We start from the raw sequence: 15301 nt of genomic DNA on the forward strand, positions 1-15301 counted from the left end.
AGCGCCCCAGGTCGGTCGCGTCGCGAACAGGAGATGATCATGCCCGCCAGTCCCGCCGCCGCCAAGGAAGCCGAGAAGGCCAAGTCGGCCACGCTCGAGGCCGTCGAACACGCCGAGCGCAGCTTCGCCCACGCCGCCGACGCCGCCCGCGTCTCGCTGACCGAAGCCGCCAAGCGCGTCGAGAAGTCGGTTTCGGAAGGCTTCGAAACCCTGCGCGCCCAGAGCCGCACCTATACCGACACCGCCGGCCAGCAGATCGAGGACGCCCAGCGCTATGCCTCGGAGCGTATCCGTGAGCGTCCGATCACCGCCACCCTCGCCGGTCTCGGCGTCGGCGTGCTGATCGGCCTGCTGCTCTCCGGCGGCCGCAGCAACAACCGGTGATCTTCGAAAAGACCCTGATGACGCTGGCCGCGGCCGCGGCGATCGCCGCCGCCGCCGCGGTGGCCGTCGTGTCCGCCGCCTTCGCGATCTACGCCGTGCTGGTTCCGCTGGTCACGGCGGCCGGCGCGGCCGCGATCGTCGCGGCCGTCGCGGCCCTGATCGTCGCCATCGCCGGCATGATCGCCGCCCGCAAGGTCGAAGGTCGTCATCATAACAACCAACAGGCCCCGCAGCAGGGTTTCGACATGACCAGCAAGGTCATCGAGATCGTGCGCGACAGGCCGCTGATGTCGATCGGCATCGGTCTGGCCGCCGGGATCTTCGCCCTGAAGAACCCGACCCTGACCGCCTCGCTGGCCAAGGCGTTCCTGGACCCGAAGCCGCCGCAGCGCTGATCACGCCAATGTTGTTCAAGACCGACGCCACCGGATCCGTTCGGTGGCGTTTGTCTTGGAGCATTGGTCTTCGGATTCCCGGAAACCCTAAGTTTTCAAGGGAATCTATCTCGAAAATTTGAGCGCGCCTTGGCGGCTTGCGGCGGTGAAACCGCTTACGCTTTGTCCTGGTGGGCTCTAGATGCTTCCCGCGCGTTCCCTCCTCCCTGGAACGCCTTCCCATGGAGTGAACATGACGTACAAGCTGCCGGACCTGCCCTACGCGTACGACGCGCTGGAGCCGACGATCTCCGCCAACACCCTCCATTTCCACCACGACAAGCACCACGCGGCCTATGTGACCGCGCTGAACGGCCTGCTGAACGGCGACGACAAGGGCTCGCTGGAAGCCGTGATCAAGGGCGCCGGCCCGGGCAAGGTGTTCAATAACGCCGCCCAGGCCTGGAACCACGCCTTCTTCTGGGACGGCCTCTCGCCGACCAAGACCGCCCCGGGCGCCGATCTGGCCGCCGCCATCGACTCCACCTTCGGCGGCCTGGCCGCCCTGAAGGAAAAGTTCGTCGCCGAAGGCATCGGCCACTTCGGCTCGGGCTGGGTGTGGCTGGTCTCGGACGCCTCGGGCGCGCTGAAGGTCATCTCGACCCACGACGCCGAAAGCCCGGTCACCCAGGATCTCACGGCCCTGGTGGTCGCCGACGTCTGGGAGCACGCCTACTATCTGGACTACCAGAACCTGCGGAAGGGCTTCCTGGAAGCGGTCTTCGACAACCTGATCAACTGGACCCTGGCCGACAGCCAGTACGCTGCGGCCAAGTCGGGTTCGCAAGGCTGGGCCTATCCGGCTCCGGAATAGGGCCATGCTCGGCGACTAATTTCCGGAACGCCCGGGAGTCGGGTGCGTTTTCTCGAAGCGGGGCCATGGCCTTGATTAAAGACAACGCCCCGGCTCGAAAGGCCGGGCTCATCCGGAGAGACCCATGCTGAACTGGGCCGTGACCTTCCTGGTGGTCGCCCTGATCGCCGCCCTCCTGGGCTTCACCGGCATCGCCGGGACCGCGATCGGGATCGCCAAGATCCTGTTCTACGTCTTCCTGATCCTGTTCCTGGTGTCGCTGGTCAGCCACCTCTTCCGAGGCGGACGCGGCGCGCCACGCTAGGTAGGACCGAGGCTAAACGGCGGAACGGCGCGGTTCAGGCCGCGCCGTTTTCGTTTGGGCTTCTGCGGTCGCAGGCCCAGGTGCGCCAGACCTCGAACTTGCCGTGCGCGTAGGCCAGGGCCTGTACGCGCACGCAGCCCGGCTCGACCTCGATGACATTGAAGCCTGGCGCCGCGCCCCGCTCTCGGTGCGAAAGGGTGCCCGAGCCGATCGCCTGGGTCTTGCCGTCGCCGAACGGGACGGCGGTGACGAACGGCAGATGGATATGGCCCGACAGGATGACGTCGGCGCCCGCCTGGACGAAGCGGTTGGCCGCGTCGACCCCGCCACGGACCTTGGCGGTCATCGGTCCGCCCAGAACCTCCATGAGGGGATGGTGGCAGACCACCACCCTGAGGTCGCCGGCGGGCGCGGCCTCCAGTTCGCGGATGACGCGGCGGACCTGGCCGCGCGACACCGCGCCCTTCGACCAGTTCCAGCGCACCTGGGCGGCGCGGGCGGTGTTCAGCGAGGTCACGGTGATCCCCGGCGCCCGCCAGGCCGCGCCATCCTCGTTCCCGAATCGGTCCCTGAACCGCCGCCAGGTGCGGGTGAAGCGCTCGAAGAGCTCGCCAAGGCCGACGAAGGGCGTGTCGTGGTTGCCGGGCACGACGATCATCGGATCGGGCAGGCGCTTCAGCCAGGCCGCCGCCGCGTCGAACTCGGGGGCCTTGCCGTCCAGGGTCAGGTCGCCGGCCACCACCACCAGGTCGGGCCGGGCCTCGGCGATCCAGGCTGTCGCGGCCTCGACGGCCTCCTGGTTCTCGCCGCCGAAATGAATGTCGGAGAGCTGGACCAATCTCATCGGTCTAGGCTCACTCTGGCGTCTCGTCCTTTGGGGTCTCATCTGGCGGAACCAGGGCGCGGAAGGCCTTTGGGCGGAAGCGGACAGACACCTCGGGATCGAAACGCGCGGGCTCGCCGTCCAGGATCGCCGGGATGCGGCCGTGAGCCCGGATCTTGCCGGTGCGGCAGCGGCCGGCGTTGACCGACGGGTCCTCGCGCCACTGGCCTCGCGCGGCGTTGAAGCCCAGGCGGAAGACGTCCAGGGCGCTGGACGGATCCAGCGCCGCCGCCTCCAGAGCGCGCTCGTCGGCGTCCAGGGCGGTCGAGACGAGCGGGCACATCAGGGTCAGGGCCTCGGTCTTGATCTCGGGGCGCCCGTCCAGCGAGACGCGCAGGCGGCCGGAAAAGGCGCGTCGAAGGGCCCGACGCGCACGGGCGATGGCGACGCTGAAGCGGCCTTCGCGGGCCGCCTCGCGCGCCGTGGCCCACAGGGCCGGGCTGCCCAGGATGGCGGCGACGAAGAACAGGCGTCCGCCAACCTCGCCGCCGGAGATGGTTCGCGCCTCGCCGTTCTCCAGGCAGGCCTTCATCGCCGCCTGCCAGTCGCGTTCGCCATAGAGAGCGTGCGGCAGCATGTTCATGGTGCCGCCGGGCAGGGGGGCGATCAGGGGACCGTCCGGCCCGGCCATTTCGGCGGCGGCGCGGGCCGTGCCGTCGCCGGCGATCACCAGCACCGCGTCCGGCGCGCTGTCGATCACTGTCCTCAGGCAGTTGATCAGCTCGCCCGGTCGCGGCGCGTGGACGACGCCGGAAACGCCGTATTCCGCCAGCAGCTGTTCGGCGATCCGCGGCGCGTCCGGGCCGACGGATCCGGACGCGGTGTTGGCGATGACCTCGATGCGCTTCACGCGCTCCCCTCTTCTCGTCAAACTCGCCGACGCAACGGGCGGAGCTCGACCGTGGTTCCCCGCCAAACGGAACCGTCGTGCTTGGGAGTCGTTAGCAGCGGCAGGGGACAGGAAGCTTGGAACGGAGAGCCAGGATGAAGATGACCATGATCGCCCTGATGGGCGTGGGTGTGCTTGCCGCGGCGTGCACCTCGACCGGCAATGTGGAGCGCAACGCCGCCGGCGGCGCGGCCATCGGCGCCCTGGCCGGCGCCGTGATCGGCAACAATGTGGGCAGCGGCAGCGCCGGCACGGGGGCCGCGATCGGCGCGGCCATCGGCGGCACCGCTGGGGCCATCAAGGGCTGCCGCGAAGACGGCGGCTGTGGCGCGACCGACACCAACCGCCGCCAGTACTATGACGAGCGGGCGGGCCGTTATTACTATTACGACTCCCGCAGCGGTCGTTACTACTGGGAAGATGGCGCGCGCCGCTACTAAGCTGGACAAGACGCGACGACGCCCCATGGAAGGCGATCGGCCCAGCCGATCGCCTTTCTTGTGTTCGCAGGTTCGAGGAGGAGGGTTCGAATGAAGACGATGAAGATCACCTATGCCGTGCAGGCCATCAGCGTGGCGGGCGTGGTCCTGGCGCTGGCGGGCTGCGCCACGTCCGAGAGCCCATGGCGGGTGTTGCGCAAGCCCGTGGCCGCCGCGCCGGCCGCCTGCGCCGATTTCCAGTCCTCGGTCTATTTCGAGCAGGACAGCGCCGATCTGACGAAGGAGGCCCGCATGCTGCTGGCCAACGCCCAGACCCAGGCGAGAGGCTGCGCCGTGAAGTCCGTGAGGGTGACCGGCCTGGCGGACGCCGTGGGGACCACCGGGGCGAACCTGGTCCTGTCACAGCGGCGCGCCGCGACGGTGACCGCCGCCCTGGCCAAGGCCGGCTTTGGCAAGGTCGAGATCGATACGACCGCCGTGGGGGACGCCGGTGCCGTTGCGGCGTCGGGCGCATCCGCGCCGCTGCGCCGCCGGGCGGACATCCTGTTCGACCTGGAGAGCAAATAGGCCAGGACGGGCGGGCCGCTCAGGCCGTTTGCTTGAGCGCAGCCGAAGGAAAGGCGGGCCGGTCGCCCGGTCCGCCCAAGTTCGCATCAACAAAAGGGGGGTGCGAAGGCGGCAGGCTGGCTATCGCCAGCCTCAAGTCGGGGGGGCGTCGCCGCCTTCGCAAGGATGAAAACGACGTTTCGCGCGAACGGTTCCGACCTCGCGCGTTTTTTTTCGCGAACGACCGAAAGGGTCGGGCGGCGGGAACGGCGGTGTCCGGAACACGTTGAAATCCCAGGCGGACATGTGGTCCGCCAAGGCAGGGGAGCAACGTCGTGATCCGGACTTATCAGGCCGAGCATGGCGGTACGGTTTTCGTCTCGACGCTCACGCAGCGTCAAAGAAGGGTGCGCTCGCGCGTCATGGCCTTGGTCGTGATCGTGGCGGTCGGAGCCTCCGCCGGGATGGTGCAGGCCTTCAACGACCGCGACCACGCGGACGCCACCCGTATCTGGACGCCATAAGGAGGTATGACATCATGCCCGCCGACATCCATCACGACGCCGCGCCAGACCCGCGGGGCCCCCGCCTGAACGCCACCCGCGCCCGCCAGGGTCGCTGGGGCCGCCAGGTGTTCTGGGTGCTGATCATTTCCACCGTGCTCGCGGCGTTGGCCCTGTTCGGGGCCTGGACCTTCCGCGCCCGCGATCTCGCCGAGGTCGAGGTCAACAACGGCGCCAAGACGCCGGCCGAGGCCCAGCGTTACGACACCCAGCAGACGCCGGCGCGCCAGACGCCCTAGGGTTCTGTCTGGACGCATTTTCCGACGACGAATCGGTCTCCGCTTCGTCGGAAATGCTCTAGCCTTGGCGATCGAAGGCGGCCTTCTGAAAGGAGGCCGCCCTTTCTTCATGTCCGTAGGAGCTCCGGCCTTCCCGCCTGGGGCCGAAAGAAAAACGGCCCTCCTTTCGGAGAGCCGTTCAAAGGGTCTTGTCGGGAGCGACCCTGAGATCAGGCGGCCTTGGCGGTCCGCCGCGGGTGGAAGAACAGCGCCTGGCCGATCGCCGCCTTCACCGTTTCCGGCTGGAAGGGCTTGGTGATCAGGAAGGTCGGTTCCGGGCGCTCGCCGGTCAGCAGGCGCTCGGGGAAGGCGGTGATGAAGATCACCGGCACGTCCATCCGGCCCAGGATGTCCTTGACGGCGTCGATGCCCGACGAGCCGTCGGCCAGCTGGATATCGGCCAGCACGAGGCCTGGGGTGCGGCGGGCCACGGCCTCGACGGCCTCGCCCCGGGTGGCGGCGATGTCGGTGACCTGGTGGCCCAGTTCCCTGACCAGCGCCTCGATGTCGGCGGCGATGACTGGCTCGTCCTCGATGATCAGGACGTCGGTGGCCAGTTCGGCGTCGATCTCGGCCTGGGCGTCGGAGATCAGGCGTTCGACCTCGCCGAAGTCGCAGTCCAGGATCTGGGCGGCTTCGGACGGGGTGAAGCCCTCGAGCGCGGTGAGCAGGAAGGCCTGCCGCGAACGCGGGGCGATGCGCATCAGGCGCTGGGCGGCGTCGTCGCCAGCCGTCAGGCCTTCGTCGCGGCGCGCCTCGAGCTGGGCGCCGGAGCTGAGCCAGATGGCGTGGAAGACGCGATATAGCGCCACGCGCGGCGACAGATCGTCGTCCAGCGAACGCTCGCCGGCCGCGAGGGCCTCGAGAGCCACGCGGACATAATGATCGCCGGTCGACTGATCGCCGGTGAGGGCGCGGGCGTAGCGGCGGATGTAAGGCAGATGCGGCGCCAGCCGAGCAAGAAGACTCATGACCCCTCCCGATGCGGTGTCTTCGAAAACTAACTAACGAACGGCAAAGCTATGCCGTTCCGTCGATGGTCGATAACGCCTCCTCAACTGAGCGGTTCCGTCCGGTGCGGATTTTTGACATCTTAAGCTCAAGCTTATGGAACCGGGCACGGAAAACCACGTTGTCGTCTGGCGGAAAGACATTCGGCCAAAGGGGGCGGACGCCGATGCAAATGCAGTTCGGTGTCGAGGACATGATCGAACACGTACCCATGGAAGACAAACGCAAGAGCGCCGCGGCGCTGGATGAGGCGCGTCTGCGCCAGCAGGCCATCGGCGTGAAGCTGCGCCAGATGTTCGATGAGGTCGTCAACGAGGCGGTGCCCGACGAATTCCTCGAGATTCTCCGCAAGGCCGAGCCTCCGAAGGGAGAGCGCTGAGCATGAGCGAACCGCAAGTCGGCCGCTCGCCGCCCGACCCCGTCCGTGACAACCAGTTCAAACGCGAACTGGTCACCTTGATTCCGCATCTGCGCGCCTTCGCCCGCACCCTGACCGGCGACCCCACCGCGGCCGACGATCTGGCGCAGGACGCCATGATGAAGGCGTGGGACGCGCGCGCCAGCTTCCAGCTGGGCACCAACATGAAGGCCTGGACCTTCATGATCCTGCGCAACCAGTTCTATTCGGAAAAGCGCCGCAGCTGGCGCCAGAGCCAGCTGGACCAGGAAGCCGCCGAGCGGACCCTGGTGGCGGTCGACGATCCCGAGGCGCCCGTCGCCCTGGACGAGCTGCGCCTGGGTCTGGCCATGTTGCCGGCCGAGCAGCGCGAAGCCCTGATCCTGGTCGGCGCCGGCGGCTTCGCCTACGAGGAAGCGGCCGAGATCTGCGGCTGCGCCGTGGGCACCGTGAAGAGCCGGGTCAGCCGCGCCCGCCGGGCGTTGCAGGCCATCCTCGAAGCGGGGGCCTATGATCGTGACGGCGCATCGGCGGGTGACGCCATGCATGCGATCCTCGCCGACGCGGAGCGGTTGAGCTCTCTGCGGTGAAGACTTTCGCCGGCCGCGCCGAGCAGGCCGTAACCTCCATCCGAGTCCGCCTGGCCTTCGCGCTGTGCGTGGCCTTGCTTCCCGTGCTGATCATCGGCGGCGCGCAATCGATCTTCGCCTTCCGAGCCGAGGCCGACTCGCGTCGCCAGAGCCTGGAGCTGGCCGCCGGACAGAGCGCCGCCAACGCCCGGGCCCGCATCGAGGCGGCCGGGGTGCTGCTCCAGACCCTGGGCCCAGGCTCGGTCGGGCTGGAATGCGCCCAGCGCCTGGCCGACGTGCGCGCCCGCCTGCCGGGCTACGCCAACCTGATCCGTTTCGACTCGCGTGGCCGCGTGGCCTGCGCGGCGGCGACCACGCCGTTCGACACCCAGCGGGGCCAGAGGCCCTGGTTTCAGGAACTGCGCGACGGCGCGACCATGGTCGTGGCCTCCGATCCCGGCGCGGTCTATGCGAACGAGCCGGCGGTGCTGGCCGCCGTTCGCGCTGGCGCGCCCGACAAGTTCGAGGGGGCGCTGGCCGCCGTCCTGAACCTGCGCGACCTCAAGGTCGGCACGGTCAACCGCTTCATGCCCGACGGGGCCGAGGTGGCGCTGGCCGATTCGAACGGCGCGATCTTCGCCGCCACCGACCCTTCGGCCTTCTCGGCGCCGCCGCGCGGCTGGCGCGAGCGCGCGGCCAAGAGCGGCGCGGCGATCTGGAGCCACGAGGACGCGGCCCACCACGAGCGCACCTACTCGGCCGCGCCGCTGGTCAATGACGATGTCTTCGTCGTGCTGTCGGCCCCCACGCCGGGCCTGGTGTCCTGGGCCTGGATCAACCCGATCTCGCGCCTGCTGCTGCCGCTTCTGGCCTTCTTCCTGGCCTTGGGCGCGGTGCTGATCGTCGCCGAGCGGGAGGTGATCCGCTGGATCGTCTACCTGCAGCGCGTGGCGGCGATCTATGCGCGTGGCCGCTTCACCGTTCGGCCGCTGCAGGCCGAGCGCGCGCCGCCGGAGATCCGCGAGCTGGCGGCGACCCTCGACGCCATGGCCGGCGGCATCGTCGCCCGCGACGCCTCGCTGCTGGACAGCCTGGCCGAGAAGGACGCGCTGATGCGCGAGATCCATCACCGGGTGAAGAACAATCTGCAGATCATCACCTCGCTGCTGAACATGCAGCAGCGGGCCCTGGCCGATCCCGCGGCCAAGGCGGCGATGAACGACACCCGCCAGCGGATCACCGCCCTGGCCCAGATCTATCGGGCCCTCTACCAGGGGCCGGATCTCAAGCGCGTCGATCTGCGGCCGTTCCTGGAGGAGCTGACCGCCCAGCTGCTGGCCAACGACATGTCCACCTCGCCCTTGGTGCGGACCGAGGTCCATGCCGATCCGCTGGTCATCGATCCCGACCGGCTGGCCCCGATCGCCCTGTTCGCGGTCGAAGCGATCACCAACGCCCAGAAGCACGCCTTCGGTCCGGCGGGCGGCATGCTCAGCGTCGGCTTCCACGTGCGTGGCGAGGAGGCCGAGCTCTCCATCAGCGATGATGGTCCGGGCGCGCCCGACAGTGTCGGCGGCGGGGTCGGCCGCACCCTGATGACCGCCTTCGCCCGTCAGCTGCGCGGCAAGGTGACGTTCGAAAGCCACACCCCGCGCGGTTTGACCGTACGCCTGACCTTCCCGACCCCGCAGGCGGTGATTCCCCTAACCTAGGCTGGAACCGAGCTTCGCCGCTGACGTTCTTGAGGGGCAATCGTTTCAAGCGCCCCTTCCCCATCCCTTCGGGGGCGAACATCGGAGAAGACCATGCGTAAGCTCGTCATTATCGCCGCCGCCCTCGCGTCGCTGTCGGTCGCCGCCTGCAACACCGTCGAGGGCGCTGGCAAGGACGTCTCGTCGGCCGGCAAGGCCGTCAGCGAGACGGCCAAGGACGTCAAGTAAGGCGCTCAGACCTGATCTAGCGAAAGGCCCGCCGGTTCCGCCGGCGGGCCTTTTTCGTTCGCGCCATAAAACGTCGCAGTATTGCGCGAATGCGACCTTGGGTAGCTTCGTCGATATCCGACTGCAAGATTGCCAAGCCAGACTCGTCCCCGTCGAGGGGCGCGCTTGTCGTTACACACCCACACCGTCTTCGTGCATAGCGGCTGGCGTTGCTCCAGCACCTATGTCTGGCATCGCTTCAGGGCGCTCGCGGGCGTGCGCGCTTACTACGAACCCTGGCACGAGCAGCTGGCCAGGCTGACGGCGCGGACCATCGATGTCGAAACCCCCGACAACAGCGGCCTGCGCCATCCGGGCGGGACCGAGCCCTATCTGAAGGAATTCGAGGTCGTCCTCGACCCCGCGGGCGGCGTACGGCGCTTCGAGCCCGGCTTCGCCCTCGATCGCTTCTGGATCGAACCCGAAGCCAGCGACCTGGCCCAGCAGGCCTATGTCGAGGAACTGGTCGCCGCCGCCCGGGCCCGGGGTGAGACGCCGGTGCTGGCCTGCTGCCGCACCCTGGGCCGGGCGGGATGGCTGAAGCGCCGGTTCGGCGGCTTCCACGTAGCGCTGATCCGCGATCCGGTGCAGCAATGGCTGTCGTTCTATTCGCTGCGCAAGCGACCGCGGCCGACCTATTTCGAGCTCTGCCACTATGTTCTGCTGTCCGAGATGGCCGGCTGCGGCGACGTTTCGCGGACCCTGCTGGGCCGCGACTTCGACGCCGGGGGCCAGGGAGGCGGGACCTTGGACGCGCGCGTCGCCGCCGTCCGCCGGCGCCTGAAGCGCGCCCCGGCCAGCGTTTCGTTCCAGGCCTTCCTGGCGGTGTGGCTGCGCTCGTACCTGAAGGCCCTGCCGGAAGCCGACCTGGTGGTCGATGTCGATCGCCTGGCCCGTGACCAAGCCTATGCCCGAGAGGTGGAGGCGGCGATCGAGGCCGGCTGCGGGCTGAGGCCGGACTTCTCCGACTGCCGCGCCCCGGCGCCGCACGGCATCGTCCCGCCGATCGCGTGGCGCAAGGCCGCCCGTCAGGTGGTGGATCTGATGGACCTGCATGGCGCCATCGTCGGTCCGGAGGCGCCGCCGATCCTGTTCCGCAAGCTCGCGCCCGCCTTCGCGGCGGTGACGCCGGCGCCGGTGCGCGGAATGACCAAGCTGGGAGAGGCGCTGGGCGGCCTCGTCGGTGGGGCGACGGTGACGCGCGCGCCCGCCAAGGCCTACGCCGCCGCGGCGACCCGCACGGACGGATCGCGCAGGTAGATACCGACCCGTCCCGGCGCGGCGGTCAGCACGTCGTCGAATTCCGAGACGTCGTCTTCGGGATCCAGGGCCAGCACGCCGTCGGCCGGCAGCAGGGCGACCAGGGCCTGGACCACCTTGGCCCGCAACGCGCCGTCCATGTTCCGCAGCACGCCGCGCAGCAGGATGACGTCGAAGCGGCCCATGACCGACAGGTCGGACAGCAGGTTGATCCGCTTCCAGCGCACCATCTGACGGATGCGCGGTGAGATCGTCCAGGTGTCGTCCTGGTTCTCGAAATACTTGATCAGCATCCGGATCGGCAGGCCGCGCTGGACCTCGAACTGGGTGTAGATGCCGGCCTGGGCCTTTTCCAGCGAGCGCTCGGAGAGGTCGGAGCCGAAGAACTCGAAACGCGTCCCGGTGGCCAGGGCGTTGGCCTCGTTGGCGGCGATGGCCAGCGAATAGACTTCCTGGCCGGTGGCGCAGGCCGCGCTCCAGATGCGGATCGGAGCGTCGGGGCGGCGATGCGACAGGGCGGGCAGCACCTCGTCGCGCAGCTGGGTGAAGGCCTCGCGGCCGCGGAAGAAGGTGGTGTCGCTGCGGCACAGGGCCTCGACCACGGCCCAGATCAGCCGGTCCTCGCGCTTGGCCCGCAGGGCCGCGATCAACGCCTCGATCGAGTCGTAGCCTTCGCGTCTCGCCAGCGGCGAGAGACGGCTTTCGACCAGGTAAGGCTTTTCCGTTTCGACCCGCACGCCGGCGCGGGCGCGGCCCAGGGCCGCCAGCAGGTCCATGTCCTCGGGCGTCACAGCAGGCCCGCCTCGGCGAACTTCGCCTCGATGATGTCGCCGTCGAACGGCTTCATGATGTATTCGTCCGCCCCGGCCTCGATGGCGGCGCGGATGTGATCGGGACTGTTCTCGACCGTGCAGAAGACGACCTTGGGCGCGGCGCCGCCGGGCTCGCTGCGCAGCTGGCGCAGGAAGTCGATGCCGTTCATCACCGGCATGTTCCAGTCGAGCAGCACCGCGTCGGGCATGGCCGCGCGGCACCACGCCAGGGCCTCCATGCCATCGGCGGCCTCGGCGATCTCGAAGCCGATGTCCTCGAGGACCCGGCGGGCGACCTTGCGGATCACCCGGCTGTCGTCGACCACCAGACAGGTCTTCACGGCATGCTCCAATTCAGGCCGCCATCGTGGGAGCGGTCTGGTTAAGGAGCGGTTTGCCTAAACCCGGATCGGGGTGCGGCAAATGTAACTTTTATGGCGAAGATTGAGCGGCGCGGCCGTCTAGGCCGGAACCCAGGCGGCGATGCTGGCGCGTTCCTCGCCGATCTCGACGGCGATCTGGCCGCCGGCCGCGCGGACCAGGGCGTTCAGATAGGCCGCCTGAACCCACGGACCGCCCAGGCCCTCGGCCAGGGGCTCGCCCTTCAGGCCGGCCAGGACCTCCGGACGCAGGCGGGCGCGGGGGCCCACCGAGTCGGCGATGATCGAGAAGCGTCCGTCGGCGGCCACGCCCTTGACCGTGGCCACGCCGCCCGCCGGCAGGGCGCTGGCGGCGATCTGGGCGATGTTGAGGATGGCGCGCGACGACGGCTTGTTCATCGCCTGCGGCTCGATCTGCCAGTCCAGGGTCGGGCGCACGTGGGCGAACACGCCCTGGGCCAGCTTTTCCAGCTCGCGCGAGTCGAAGTTCTCGGCCGAGGCCGAGGCGCCGAACGCCACGCGGGTGAACTGCAGCAGGTCGGCCAGCTTGCGGGCCGACGAGGCGATCAGGTTCATGGCGTCGTCGCGCATGTCCTGGGCCGCCGGGTCGTCCAGCAGATCCAGGCCCGAGACGATGGCGCTGGCCGGGCTGATGAAGTCATGGCACAGGCGCGCGGCCAGCATGGCGGCGAAGTCGGGACCCTGGACGTCCGTTTCGGGGGACGCGGGAGCCGGGGCCGCAAGGGAGGTCTCTGGGACGATGTCGGTCATGGCGGCGGACTCTGCCGTGATTTGAGGCTTTGGCAAACGGGGCCCGCCGCTCTAAACGAAGCCCGTGGTCGATCCGTTTCTAGAGCCCGGCGTTTTGGTGCGCCATCCCGGCCAGCCCGACTGGGGCCTGGGGCAGGTTCAGTCCGTGATCGGACACCGCGTGACCGTCAATTTCGAAGAGGCCGGCAAGCAGACCATCGACGCCAACCGCGTGCGTCTGGTCTTCGTCGGCGACGACCCCAGAGGACTGGGGTGAGGGGACAGCAATGAGCAGCGAAAATCTCGCGGATTGGGGCCGCGCCCTGGCCAAGATCACCGAAGAGGCGGCGGCGGTCATCCTGCCGTTCTGGCGCACCGAGCTGGCCGTGGTCCAGAAGGCCGACGAGAGCCCGGTCACCGAAGCCGACCGCGCCGGCGAGCGCCTGATCCTGCGGCGACTGGCCGAGCTCTATCCGGACGTGCCGGTGATCTCCGAGGAGGACGCCAGCGAGTTCGGGACTCCCGACGCCGTGGGGCCGCGCTTCTTCCTGGTCGATCCGGTCGACGGCACCAAGGCCTTCGTGCGCGGCGACCCCAACTTCACGGTGAATATCGGCCTGATCGACAACGGCGCGCCGGTCGCGGGCGCGGTCTGCGCCCCGGCCACGGGCGAGGTGTGGTTCACGACGGCGCGGGGCGCGGTGAAGCGCGCGGGCCCGGACGGGGCCGAGACGCCGGTCCGGGTGCGTCCTTGGCCCACGGGCGAGGCTCTGGGTCTGGTCAGCCACACCATGCGCGAGGAGAAGGCCGCGGAACTGGCCGCCCAGTACGGCTTCGACCTGCGCGCGCCCATGGATAGCTCGATCAAGATGTGCCGCATCGCCGAGGGCTCGGCCGACATCTATCCGCGCCACGGCCCGACCTCGGAGTGGGACACCGCCGCCGCCCACGCGGTGGTGGTCGCGGCCGGCGGCACCTTCACCCAGCCGGACGGCTCGCCCTTCATCTACGGCAAGGCCGACCAGGGCTTCCGCAACGGCTGGTTCGTGGTGCGCGGGGCGCCGGCGGCCTAAGGGGCGTCCTCGACCATCGGTTCGGCGGGCGTCTTCATGATCGTCCCGGCCGAGGCCGCGACGATGGCGGCGATGGCCAGCCACTGGGTCGGCGCCAGATGTTCGCGCAGGATGACCAGTCCCGCCAGGGCCCCGGCCGCGGGCTCCAGGCTGAGCATCACGCCGAAGCTGCGCTTGGGGATGGCGCGCAGGGCGATCATCTCCAGCGAATAGGGGATGGCGCTGGACATCACCGCCGCCACCAGGCCCAGCGCGATCAGCCTGGGCTGGAAGAGCGCGGTCCCGGCCGAGGCGACGCCGATCGGCACGACGATCAGGGCCGCGGCGGCCATGCCCAGCGCCACCGAGCGCCCGGCGTGCAGGTGGCCGGTCCGCTTGCCCAGGATGATATAGAGCGCCCACATCACCGCCGCGACGCAGGCGAAGCCGACCCCGACGGGATCCAGCGGCTTGGCGCCGGGATCGATCGGCAGCAGCATGGCCAGGCCCAGGACGGCCAGGCCGATCCAGACGAAGTGGATCAGCTTGCGCGAGCTGGCGACCGACACCGCCAGCGGCCCGATGAACTCGATGGCCACGGCCACGCCCAGCGGCACGGTGCGGATGGCCATGTAGAAGCTGAGGTTCAGCACGCCCATCACCGCGCCGTACAGCGCGACCCGGCCCAGATCGGCGCGCGAGATCGGATGGTTCCAGGGCCGCCAGACCAGCACCAGGATCAGGGCCGAGAAGCCGACCCGATAGGCGCTGGTCCCCTGCGCGCCGACGACCGGAAACAGGCCCTTGGCCAGCGACGTGCCGACGCACAGCGTGACGATCGCCCCGATCAGGGCCGCATAGGGCAGGAAGCGTTGGCGGGCGGCGGACATCGGCCGCTTTTAGGGCCGCGAACCCTTCCCGTCATCCCGCGCACAAGGCGCGGGATGACGGTTTAGATCATGCGCTTACTTCTTCACCCAGCCGCCATCCAGCGGCTTCCAGTATTGGCCGGGCGCCAGGCGGCTGTAGAGCTGCTTGGCGGTGGCCTGGCCGGCGGCGTCCGGGGTCACGCCGGTCTTGGCGGCGATGTCCTTGTAGGCGGCGGCGCGGCCGGTGTTGATCTCGGCCACCGAGGCGCGCAGGGACGCGTCGCCGCCGGACACGATGCCCAGATAGCCGTCGGCTTGCTCGCCGACCGTGCCGGCGGCCTTGGCGGCGTCCACGGCGGCCTTGGCGGCGGCCGATTGGGCCATGGCCAGGTTGGCGCCGGCGGCGGTCATCGCCAGGCCCAGGGCCAGAACCGTCATCGTCTTGCGGATCATGTCGGCTCTCCTTCTTAGAACAGGTTGGGGTTTTGCTGGATCAGCGACTGGACTTCCTTGTCCAGCCGCACGCGCACGTCGGCGTCCAGCTTGGCGTAGATATTGATCGGGTCGACCTTCACGCGGACGGTGGGCGTGCAGGCGGCCGCGCCGAGCGCTCCCGTCGCGGCGAGGGTTAGCAAGAGGGCGCGCGTCTTCATGCGTGAAGTCTCCAGTTCGTATTCAGCTTGGCGG

Annotated in this window: 24 protein-coding genes; 15 read left to right on the forward strand and 9 right to left on the reverse strand. The window is 69.2% G+C overall.

Features of this window, described 5'->3' with window-relative positions:
• Nucleotides 1-39: 39 nt before the first annotated feature.
• The 4 genes from AC1RNC_RS25205 to AC1RNC_RS25220 all read left to right on the forward strand — a co-directional run bounded on the left by AC1RNC_RS25205 (nucleotide 40) and on the right by AC1RNC_RS25220 (nucleotide 1936).
• Nucleotides 40-384 (forward strand): hypothetical protein, encoded by a 345-nt coding sequence (locus AC1RNC_RS25205; RefSeq protein WP_492841256.1) that lies wholly within the window; start codon nucleotides 40-42, stop codon nucleotides 382-384.
• The gene (locus tag AC1RNC_RS25210) at nucleotides 381-779 is read left to right on the forward strand and encodes a DUF883 domain-containing protein (RefSeq protein WP_492841254.1); all 399 of its coding nucleotides are present in this window, start codon (nucleotides 381-383) and stop codon (nucleotides 777-779) included. The genes AC1RNC_RS25205 and AC1RNC_RS25210 overlap by 4 nt, the downstream gene beginning before the upstream one ends.
• A gap of 232 nt (nucleotides 780-1011) precedes the next feature.
• Nucleotides 1012-1632 (forward strand): superoxide dismutase, encoded by a 621-nt coding sequence (locus AC1RNC_RS25215; RefSeq protein ID WP_492888742.1) that lies wholly within the window; start codon nucleotides 1012-1014, stop codon nucleotides 1630-1632.
• Nucleotides 1633-1756: 124 nt separating this feature from the next.
• Nucleotides 1757-1936, forward strand: coding sequence for a DUF1328 domain-containing protein (locus AC1RNC_RS25220; RefSeq protein WP_125159561.1), 180 nt, complete (start codon nucleotides 1757-1759; stop codon nucleotides 1934-1936).
• A 34-nt stretch (nucleotides 1937-1970) separates the two neighbouring features.
• On the opposite strand, the gene AC1RNC_RS25225 is transcribed toward AC1RNC_RS25220, so the two are convergent.
• Nucleotides 1971-2780: a metallophosphoesterase family protein gene (locus tag AC1RNC_RS25225; RefSeq protein WP_492888743.1), complete on the reverse strand. Its 810-nt coding sequence runs from the start codon at nucleotides 2778-2780 to the stop codon at nucleotides 1971-1973.
• Nucleotides 2781-2790: 10 nt separating this feature from the next.
• Complete coding sequence (locus tag AC1RNC_RS25230) at nucleotides 2791-3669, reverse strand: diacylglycerol/lipid kinase family protein (protein WP_492888744.1); 879 nt, start codon at nucleotides 3667-3669, stop codon at nucleotides 2791-2793.
• Between the two features lie 134 nt (nucleotides 3670-3803).
• Here AC1RNC_RS25230 and AC1RNC_RS25235 point away from each other — a divergent pair, with 134 nt between their 5' ends.
• The 4 genes from AC1RNC_RS25235 to AC1RNC_RS25250 all read left to right on the forward strand — a co-directional run bounded on the left by AC1RNC_RS25235 (nucleotide 3804) and on the right by AC1RNC_RS25250 (nucleotide 5496).
• Complete coding sequence (locus AC1RNC_RS25235; protein ID WP_492888745.1) at nucleotides 3804-4148, forward strand: YMGG-like glycine zipper-containing protein; 345 nt, start codon at nucleotides 3804-3806, stop codon at nucleotides 4146-4148.
• A gap of 90 nt (nucleotides 4149-4238) precedes the next feature.
• Entirely contained in the window at nucleotides 4239-4715 is a 477-nt protein-coding gene (locus AC1RNC_RS25240; protein WP_492841244.1) for an OmpA family protein, read from the forward strand.
• A 314-nt stretch (nucleotides 4716-5029) separates the two neighbouring features.
• A complete protein-coding gene (locus AC1RNC_RS25245; RefSeq protein WP_492841242.1) occupies nucleotides 5030-5218 on the forward strand; it encodes a hypothetical protein in 189 nt (62 codons plus the stop codon).
• Between the two features lie 14 nt (nucleotides 5219-5232).
• On the forward strand, nucleotides 5233-5496 hold the full coding sequence (locus AC1RNC_RS25250; RefSeq protein ID WP_492888746.1) for a hypothetical protein: 264 nt from the start codon (nucleotides 5233-5235) through the stop codon (nucleotides 5494-5496).
• A gap of 209 nt (nucleotides 5497-5705) precedes the next feature.
• Here AC1RNC_RS25250 and phyR read toward each other — a convergent pair whose 3' ends face one another.
• A complete protein-coding gene (gene phyR / locus AC1RNC_RS25255) occupies nucleotides 5706-6506 on the reverse strand; it encodes an anti-anti sigma factor/receiver protein PhyR (RefSeq protein ID WP_492888747.1) in 801 nt (266 codons plus the stop codon).
• Nucleotides 6507-6739: 233 nt separating this feature from the next.
• Between phyR and nepR the strand changes: the two genes are divergently transcribed.
• The 5 genes from nepR to AC1RNC_RS25280 all read left to right on the forward strand — a co-directional run bounded on the left by nepR (nucleotide 6740) and on the right by AC1RNC_RS25280 (nucleotide 10751).
• Nucleotides 6740-6925, forward strand: a complete 186-nt coding sequence (nepR, locus tag AC1RNC_RS25260; protein ID WP_199743613.1) for an anti-sigma T factor NepR — start codon at nucleotides 6740-6742, stop codon at nucleotides 6923-6925.
• Nucleotides 6926-6927: 2 nt separating this feature from the next.
• Complete coding sequence (locus AC1RNC_RS25265) at nucleotides 6928-7533, forward strand: sigma-70 family RNA polymerase sigma factor (protein ID WP_492841236.1); 606 nt, start codon at nucleotides 6928-6930, stop codon at nucleotides 7531-7533.
• Complete coding sequence (gene phyK, locus AC1RNC_RS25270) at nucleotides 7530-9224, forward strand: sensor histidine kinase PhyK (protein WP_492888748.1); 1695 nt, start codon at nucleotides 7530-7532, stop codon at nucleotides 9222-9224. Before AC1RNC_RS25265 ends, phyK begins: the two co-directional genes overlap by 4 nt.
• Before the next feature lie 93 nt (nucleotides 9225-9317).
• Nucleotides 9318-9452, forward strand: a complete 135-nt coding sequence (locus AC1RNC_RS25275) for an entericidin A/B family lipoprotein (protein WP_125159551.1) — start codon at nucleotides 9318-9320, stop codon at nucleotides 9450-9452.
• 165 nt (nucleotides 9453-9617) lie between these two features.
• Complete coding sequence (locus AC1RNC_RS25280; protein WP_492888749.1) at nucleotides 9618-10751, forward strand: hypothetical protein; 1134 nt, start codon at nucleotides 9618-9620, stop codon at nucleotides 10749-10751.
• Here AC1RNC_RS25280 and AC1RNC_RS25285 read toward each other — a convergent pair.
• The 3 genes from AC1RNC_RS25285 to chpT form a co-directional block, all read right to left on the reverse strand.
• On the reverse strand, nucleotides 10709-11542 hold the full coding sequence (locus tag AC1RNC_RS25285) for a CheR family methyltransferase (RefSeq protein ID WP_492888750.1): 834 nt from the start codon (nucleotides 11540-11542) through the stop codon (nucleotides 10709-10711). The genes AC1RNC_RS25280 and AC1RNC_RS25285 overlap by 43 nt on opposite strands.
• Nucleotides 11539-11916: a response regulator gene (locus AC1RNC_RS25290; RefSeq protein ID WP_492841228.1), complete on the reverse strand. Its 378-nt coding sequence runs from the start codon at nucleotides 11914-11916 to the stop codon at nucleotides 11539-11541. The genes AC1RNC_RS25285 and AC1RNC_RS25290 overlap by 4 nt, the downstream gene beginning before the upstream one ends.
• Before the next feature lie 108 nt (nucleotides 11917-12024).
• Nucleotides 12025-12714 carry a histidine phosphotransferase ChpT gene (gene chpT, locus AC1RNC_RS25295; RefSeq protein ID WP_492888751.1) on the reverse strand — a complete coding sequence of 230 codons (690 nt, stop codon included), beginning with the start codon at nucleotides 12712-12714 and terminating at the stop codon, nucleotides 12025-12027.
• 64 nt (nucleotides 12715-12778) lie between these two features.
• On the opposite strand from chpT, the gene AC1RNC_RS25300 reads away from it, so the two are divergent.
• Complete coding sequence (locus AC1RNC_RS25300) at nucleotides 12779-12970, forward strand: DUF3553 domain-containing protein (protein ID WP_492841224.1); 192 nt, start codon at nucleotides 12779-12781, stop codon at nucleotides 12968-12970.
• Nucleotides 12971-12980: 10 nt separating this feature from the next.
• Nucleotides 12981-13766 (forward strand): 3'(2'),5'-bisphosphate nucleotidase CysQ, encoded by a 786-nt coding sequence (gene cysQ / locus AC1RNC_RS25305; protein ID WP_492888752.1) that lies wholly within the window; start codon nucleotides 12981-12983, stop codon nucleotides 13764-13766.
• Here cysQ and AC1RNC_RS25310 read toward each other — a convergent pair.
• The 3 genes from AC1RNC_RS25310 to AC1RNC_RS25320 all read right to left on the reverse strand — a co-directional run bounded on the left by AC1RNC_RS25310 (nucleotide 13763) and on the right by AC1RNC_RS25320 (nucleotide 15267).
• On the reverse strand, nucleotides 13763-14635 hold the full coding sequence (locus AC1RNC_RS25310; protein WP_492888753.1) for an EamA family transporter: 873 nt from the start codon (nucleotides 14633-14635) through the stop codon (nucleotides 13763-13765). The genes cysQ and AC1RNC_RS25310 overlap by 4 nt on opposite strands.
• A 75-nt stretch (nucleotides 14636-14710) precedes the next feature.
• Entirely contained in the window at nucleotides 14711-15067 is a 357-nt protein-coding gene (locus AC1RNC_RS25315) for a YdbL family probable chaperone protein (protein WP_492888754.1), read from the reverse strand.
• Between the two features lie 14 nt (nucleotides 15068-15081).
• On the reverse strand, nucleotides 15082-15267 hold the full coding sequence (locus AC1RNC_RS25320; protein ID WP_492841216.1) for a YnbE family lipoprotein: 186 nt from the start codon (nucleotides 15265-15267) through the stop codon (nucleotides 15082-15084).
• Between the last annotated feature and the right edge of the window lie 34 nt (nucleotides 15268-15301).

The sequence above is a fragment of the Caulobacter sp. GW822-FHT01G02 genome, from assembly GCF_058802865.1.

What these genes read in the sequence shown, in the direction of transcription:
- AC1RNC_RS25205 (WP_492841256.1), top strand. Translation starts at nt 40, where the DNA reads ATGCCCGCCAGTCCCGCCGCCGCCAAGGAAGCCGAGAAGGCCAAGTCG.
- AC1RNC_RS25215 (WP_492888742.1), top strand. Translation starts at nt 1,012, where the DNA reads ATGACGTACAAGCTGCCGGACCTGCCCTACGCGTACGACGCGCTGGAG.
- AC1RNC_RS25220 (WP_125159561.1), top strand. Translation starts at nt 1,757, where the DNA reads ATGCTGAACTGGGCCGTGACCTTCCTGGTGGTCGCCCTGATCGCCGCC.
- AC1RNC_RS25225 (WP_492888743.1), bottom strand. Translation starts at nt 2,780, where the DNA reads ATGAGATTGGTCCAGCTCTCCGACATTCATTTCGGCGGCGAGAACCAG.
- AC1RNC_RS25235 (WP_492888745.1), top strand. Translation starts at nt 3,804, where the DNA reads ATGAAGATGACCATGATCGCCCTGATGGGCGTGGGTGTGCTTGCCGCG.
- AC1RNC_RS25240 (WP_492841244.1), top strand. Translation starts at nt 4,239, where the DNA reads ATGAAGACGATGAAGATCACCTATGCCGTGCAGGCCATCAGCGTGGCG.
- AC1RNC_RS25250 (WP_492888746.1), top strand. Translation starts at nt 5,233, where the DNA reads ATGCCCGCCGACATCCATCACGACGCCGCGCCAGACCCGCGGGGCCCC.
- phyR (WP_492888747.1), bottom strand. Translation starts at nt 6,506, where the DNA reads ATGAGTCTTCTTGCTCGGCTGGCGCCGCATCTGCCTTACATCCGCCGC.
- nepR (WP_199743613.1), top strand. Translation starts at nt 6,740, where the DNA reads ATGATCGAACACGTACCCATGGAAGACAAACGCAAGAGCGCCGCGGCG.
- AC1RNC_RS25265 (WP_492841236.1), top strand. Translation starts at nt 6,928, where the DNA reads ATGAGCGAACCGCAAGTCGGCCGCTCGCCGCCCGACCCCGTCCGTGAC.
- AC1RNC_RS25275 (WP_125159551.1), top strand. Translation starts at nt 9,318, where the DNA reads ATGCGTAAGCTCGTCATTATCGCCGCCGCCCTCGCGTCGCTGTCGGTC.
- chpT (WP_492888751.1), bottom strand. Translation starts at nt 12,714, where the DNA reads ATGACCGACATCGTCCCAGAGACCTCCCTTGCGGCCCCGGCTCCCGCG.
- cysQ (WP_492888752.1), top strand. Translation starts at nt 12,981, where the DNA reads ATGAGCAGCGAAAATCTCGCGGATTGGGGCCGCGCCCTGGCCAAGATC.
- AC1RNC_RS25310 (WP_492888753.1), bottom strand. Translation starts at nt 14,635, where the DNA reads ATGTCCGCCGCCCGCCAACGCTTCCTGCCCTATGCGGCCCTGATCGGG.
- AC1RNC_RS25315 (WP_492888754.1), bottom strand. Translation starts at nt 15,067, where the DNA reads ATGATCCGCAAGACGATGACGGTTCTGGCCCTGGGCCTGGCGATGACC.
- AC1RNC_RS25320 (WP_492841216.1), bottom strand. Translation starts at nt 15,267, where the DNA reads ATGAAGACGCGCGCCCTCTTGCTAACCCTCGCCGCGACGGGAGCGCTC.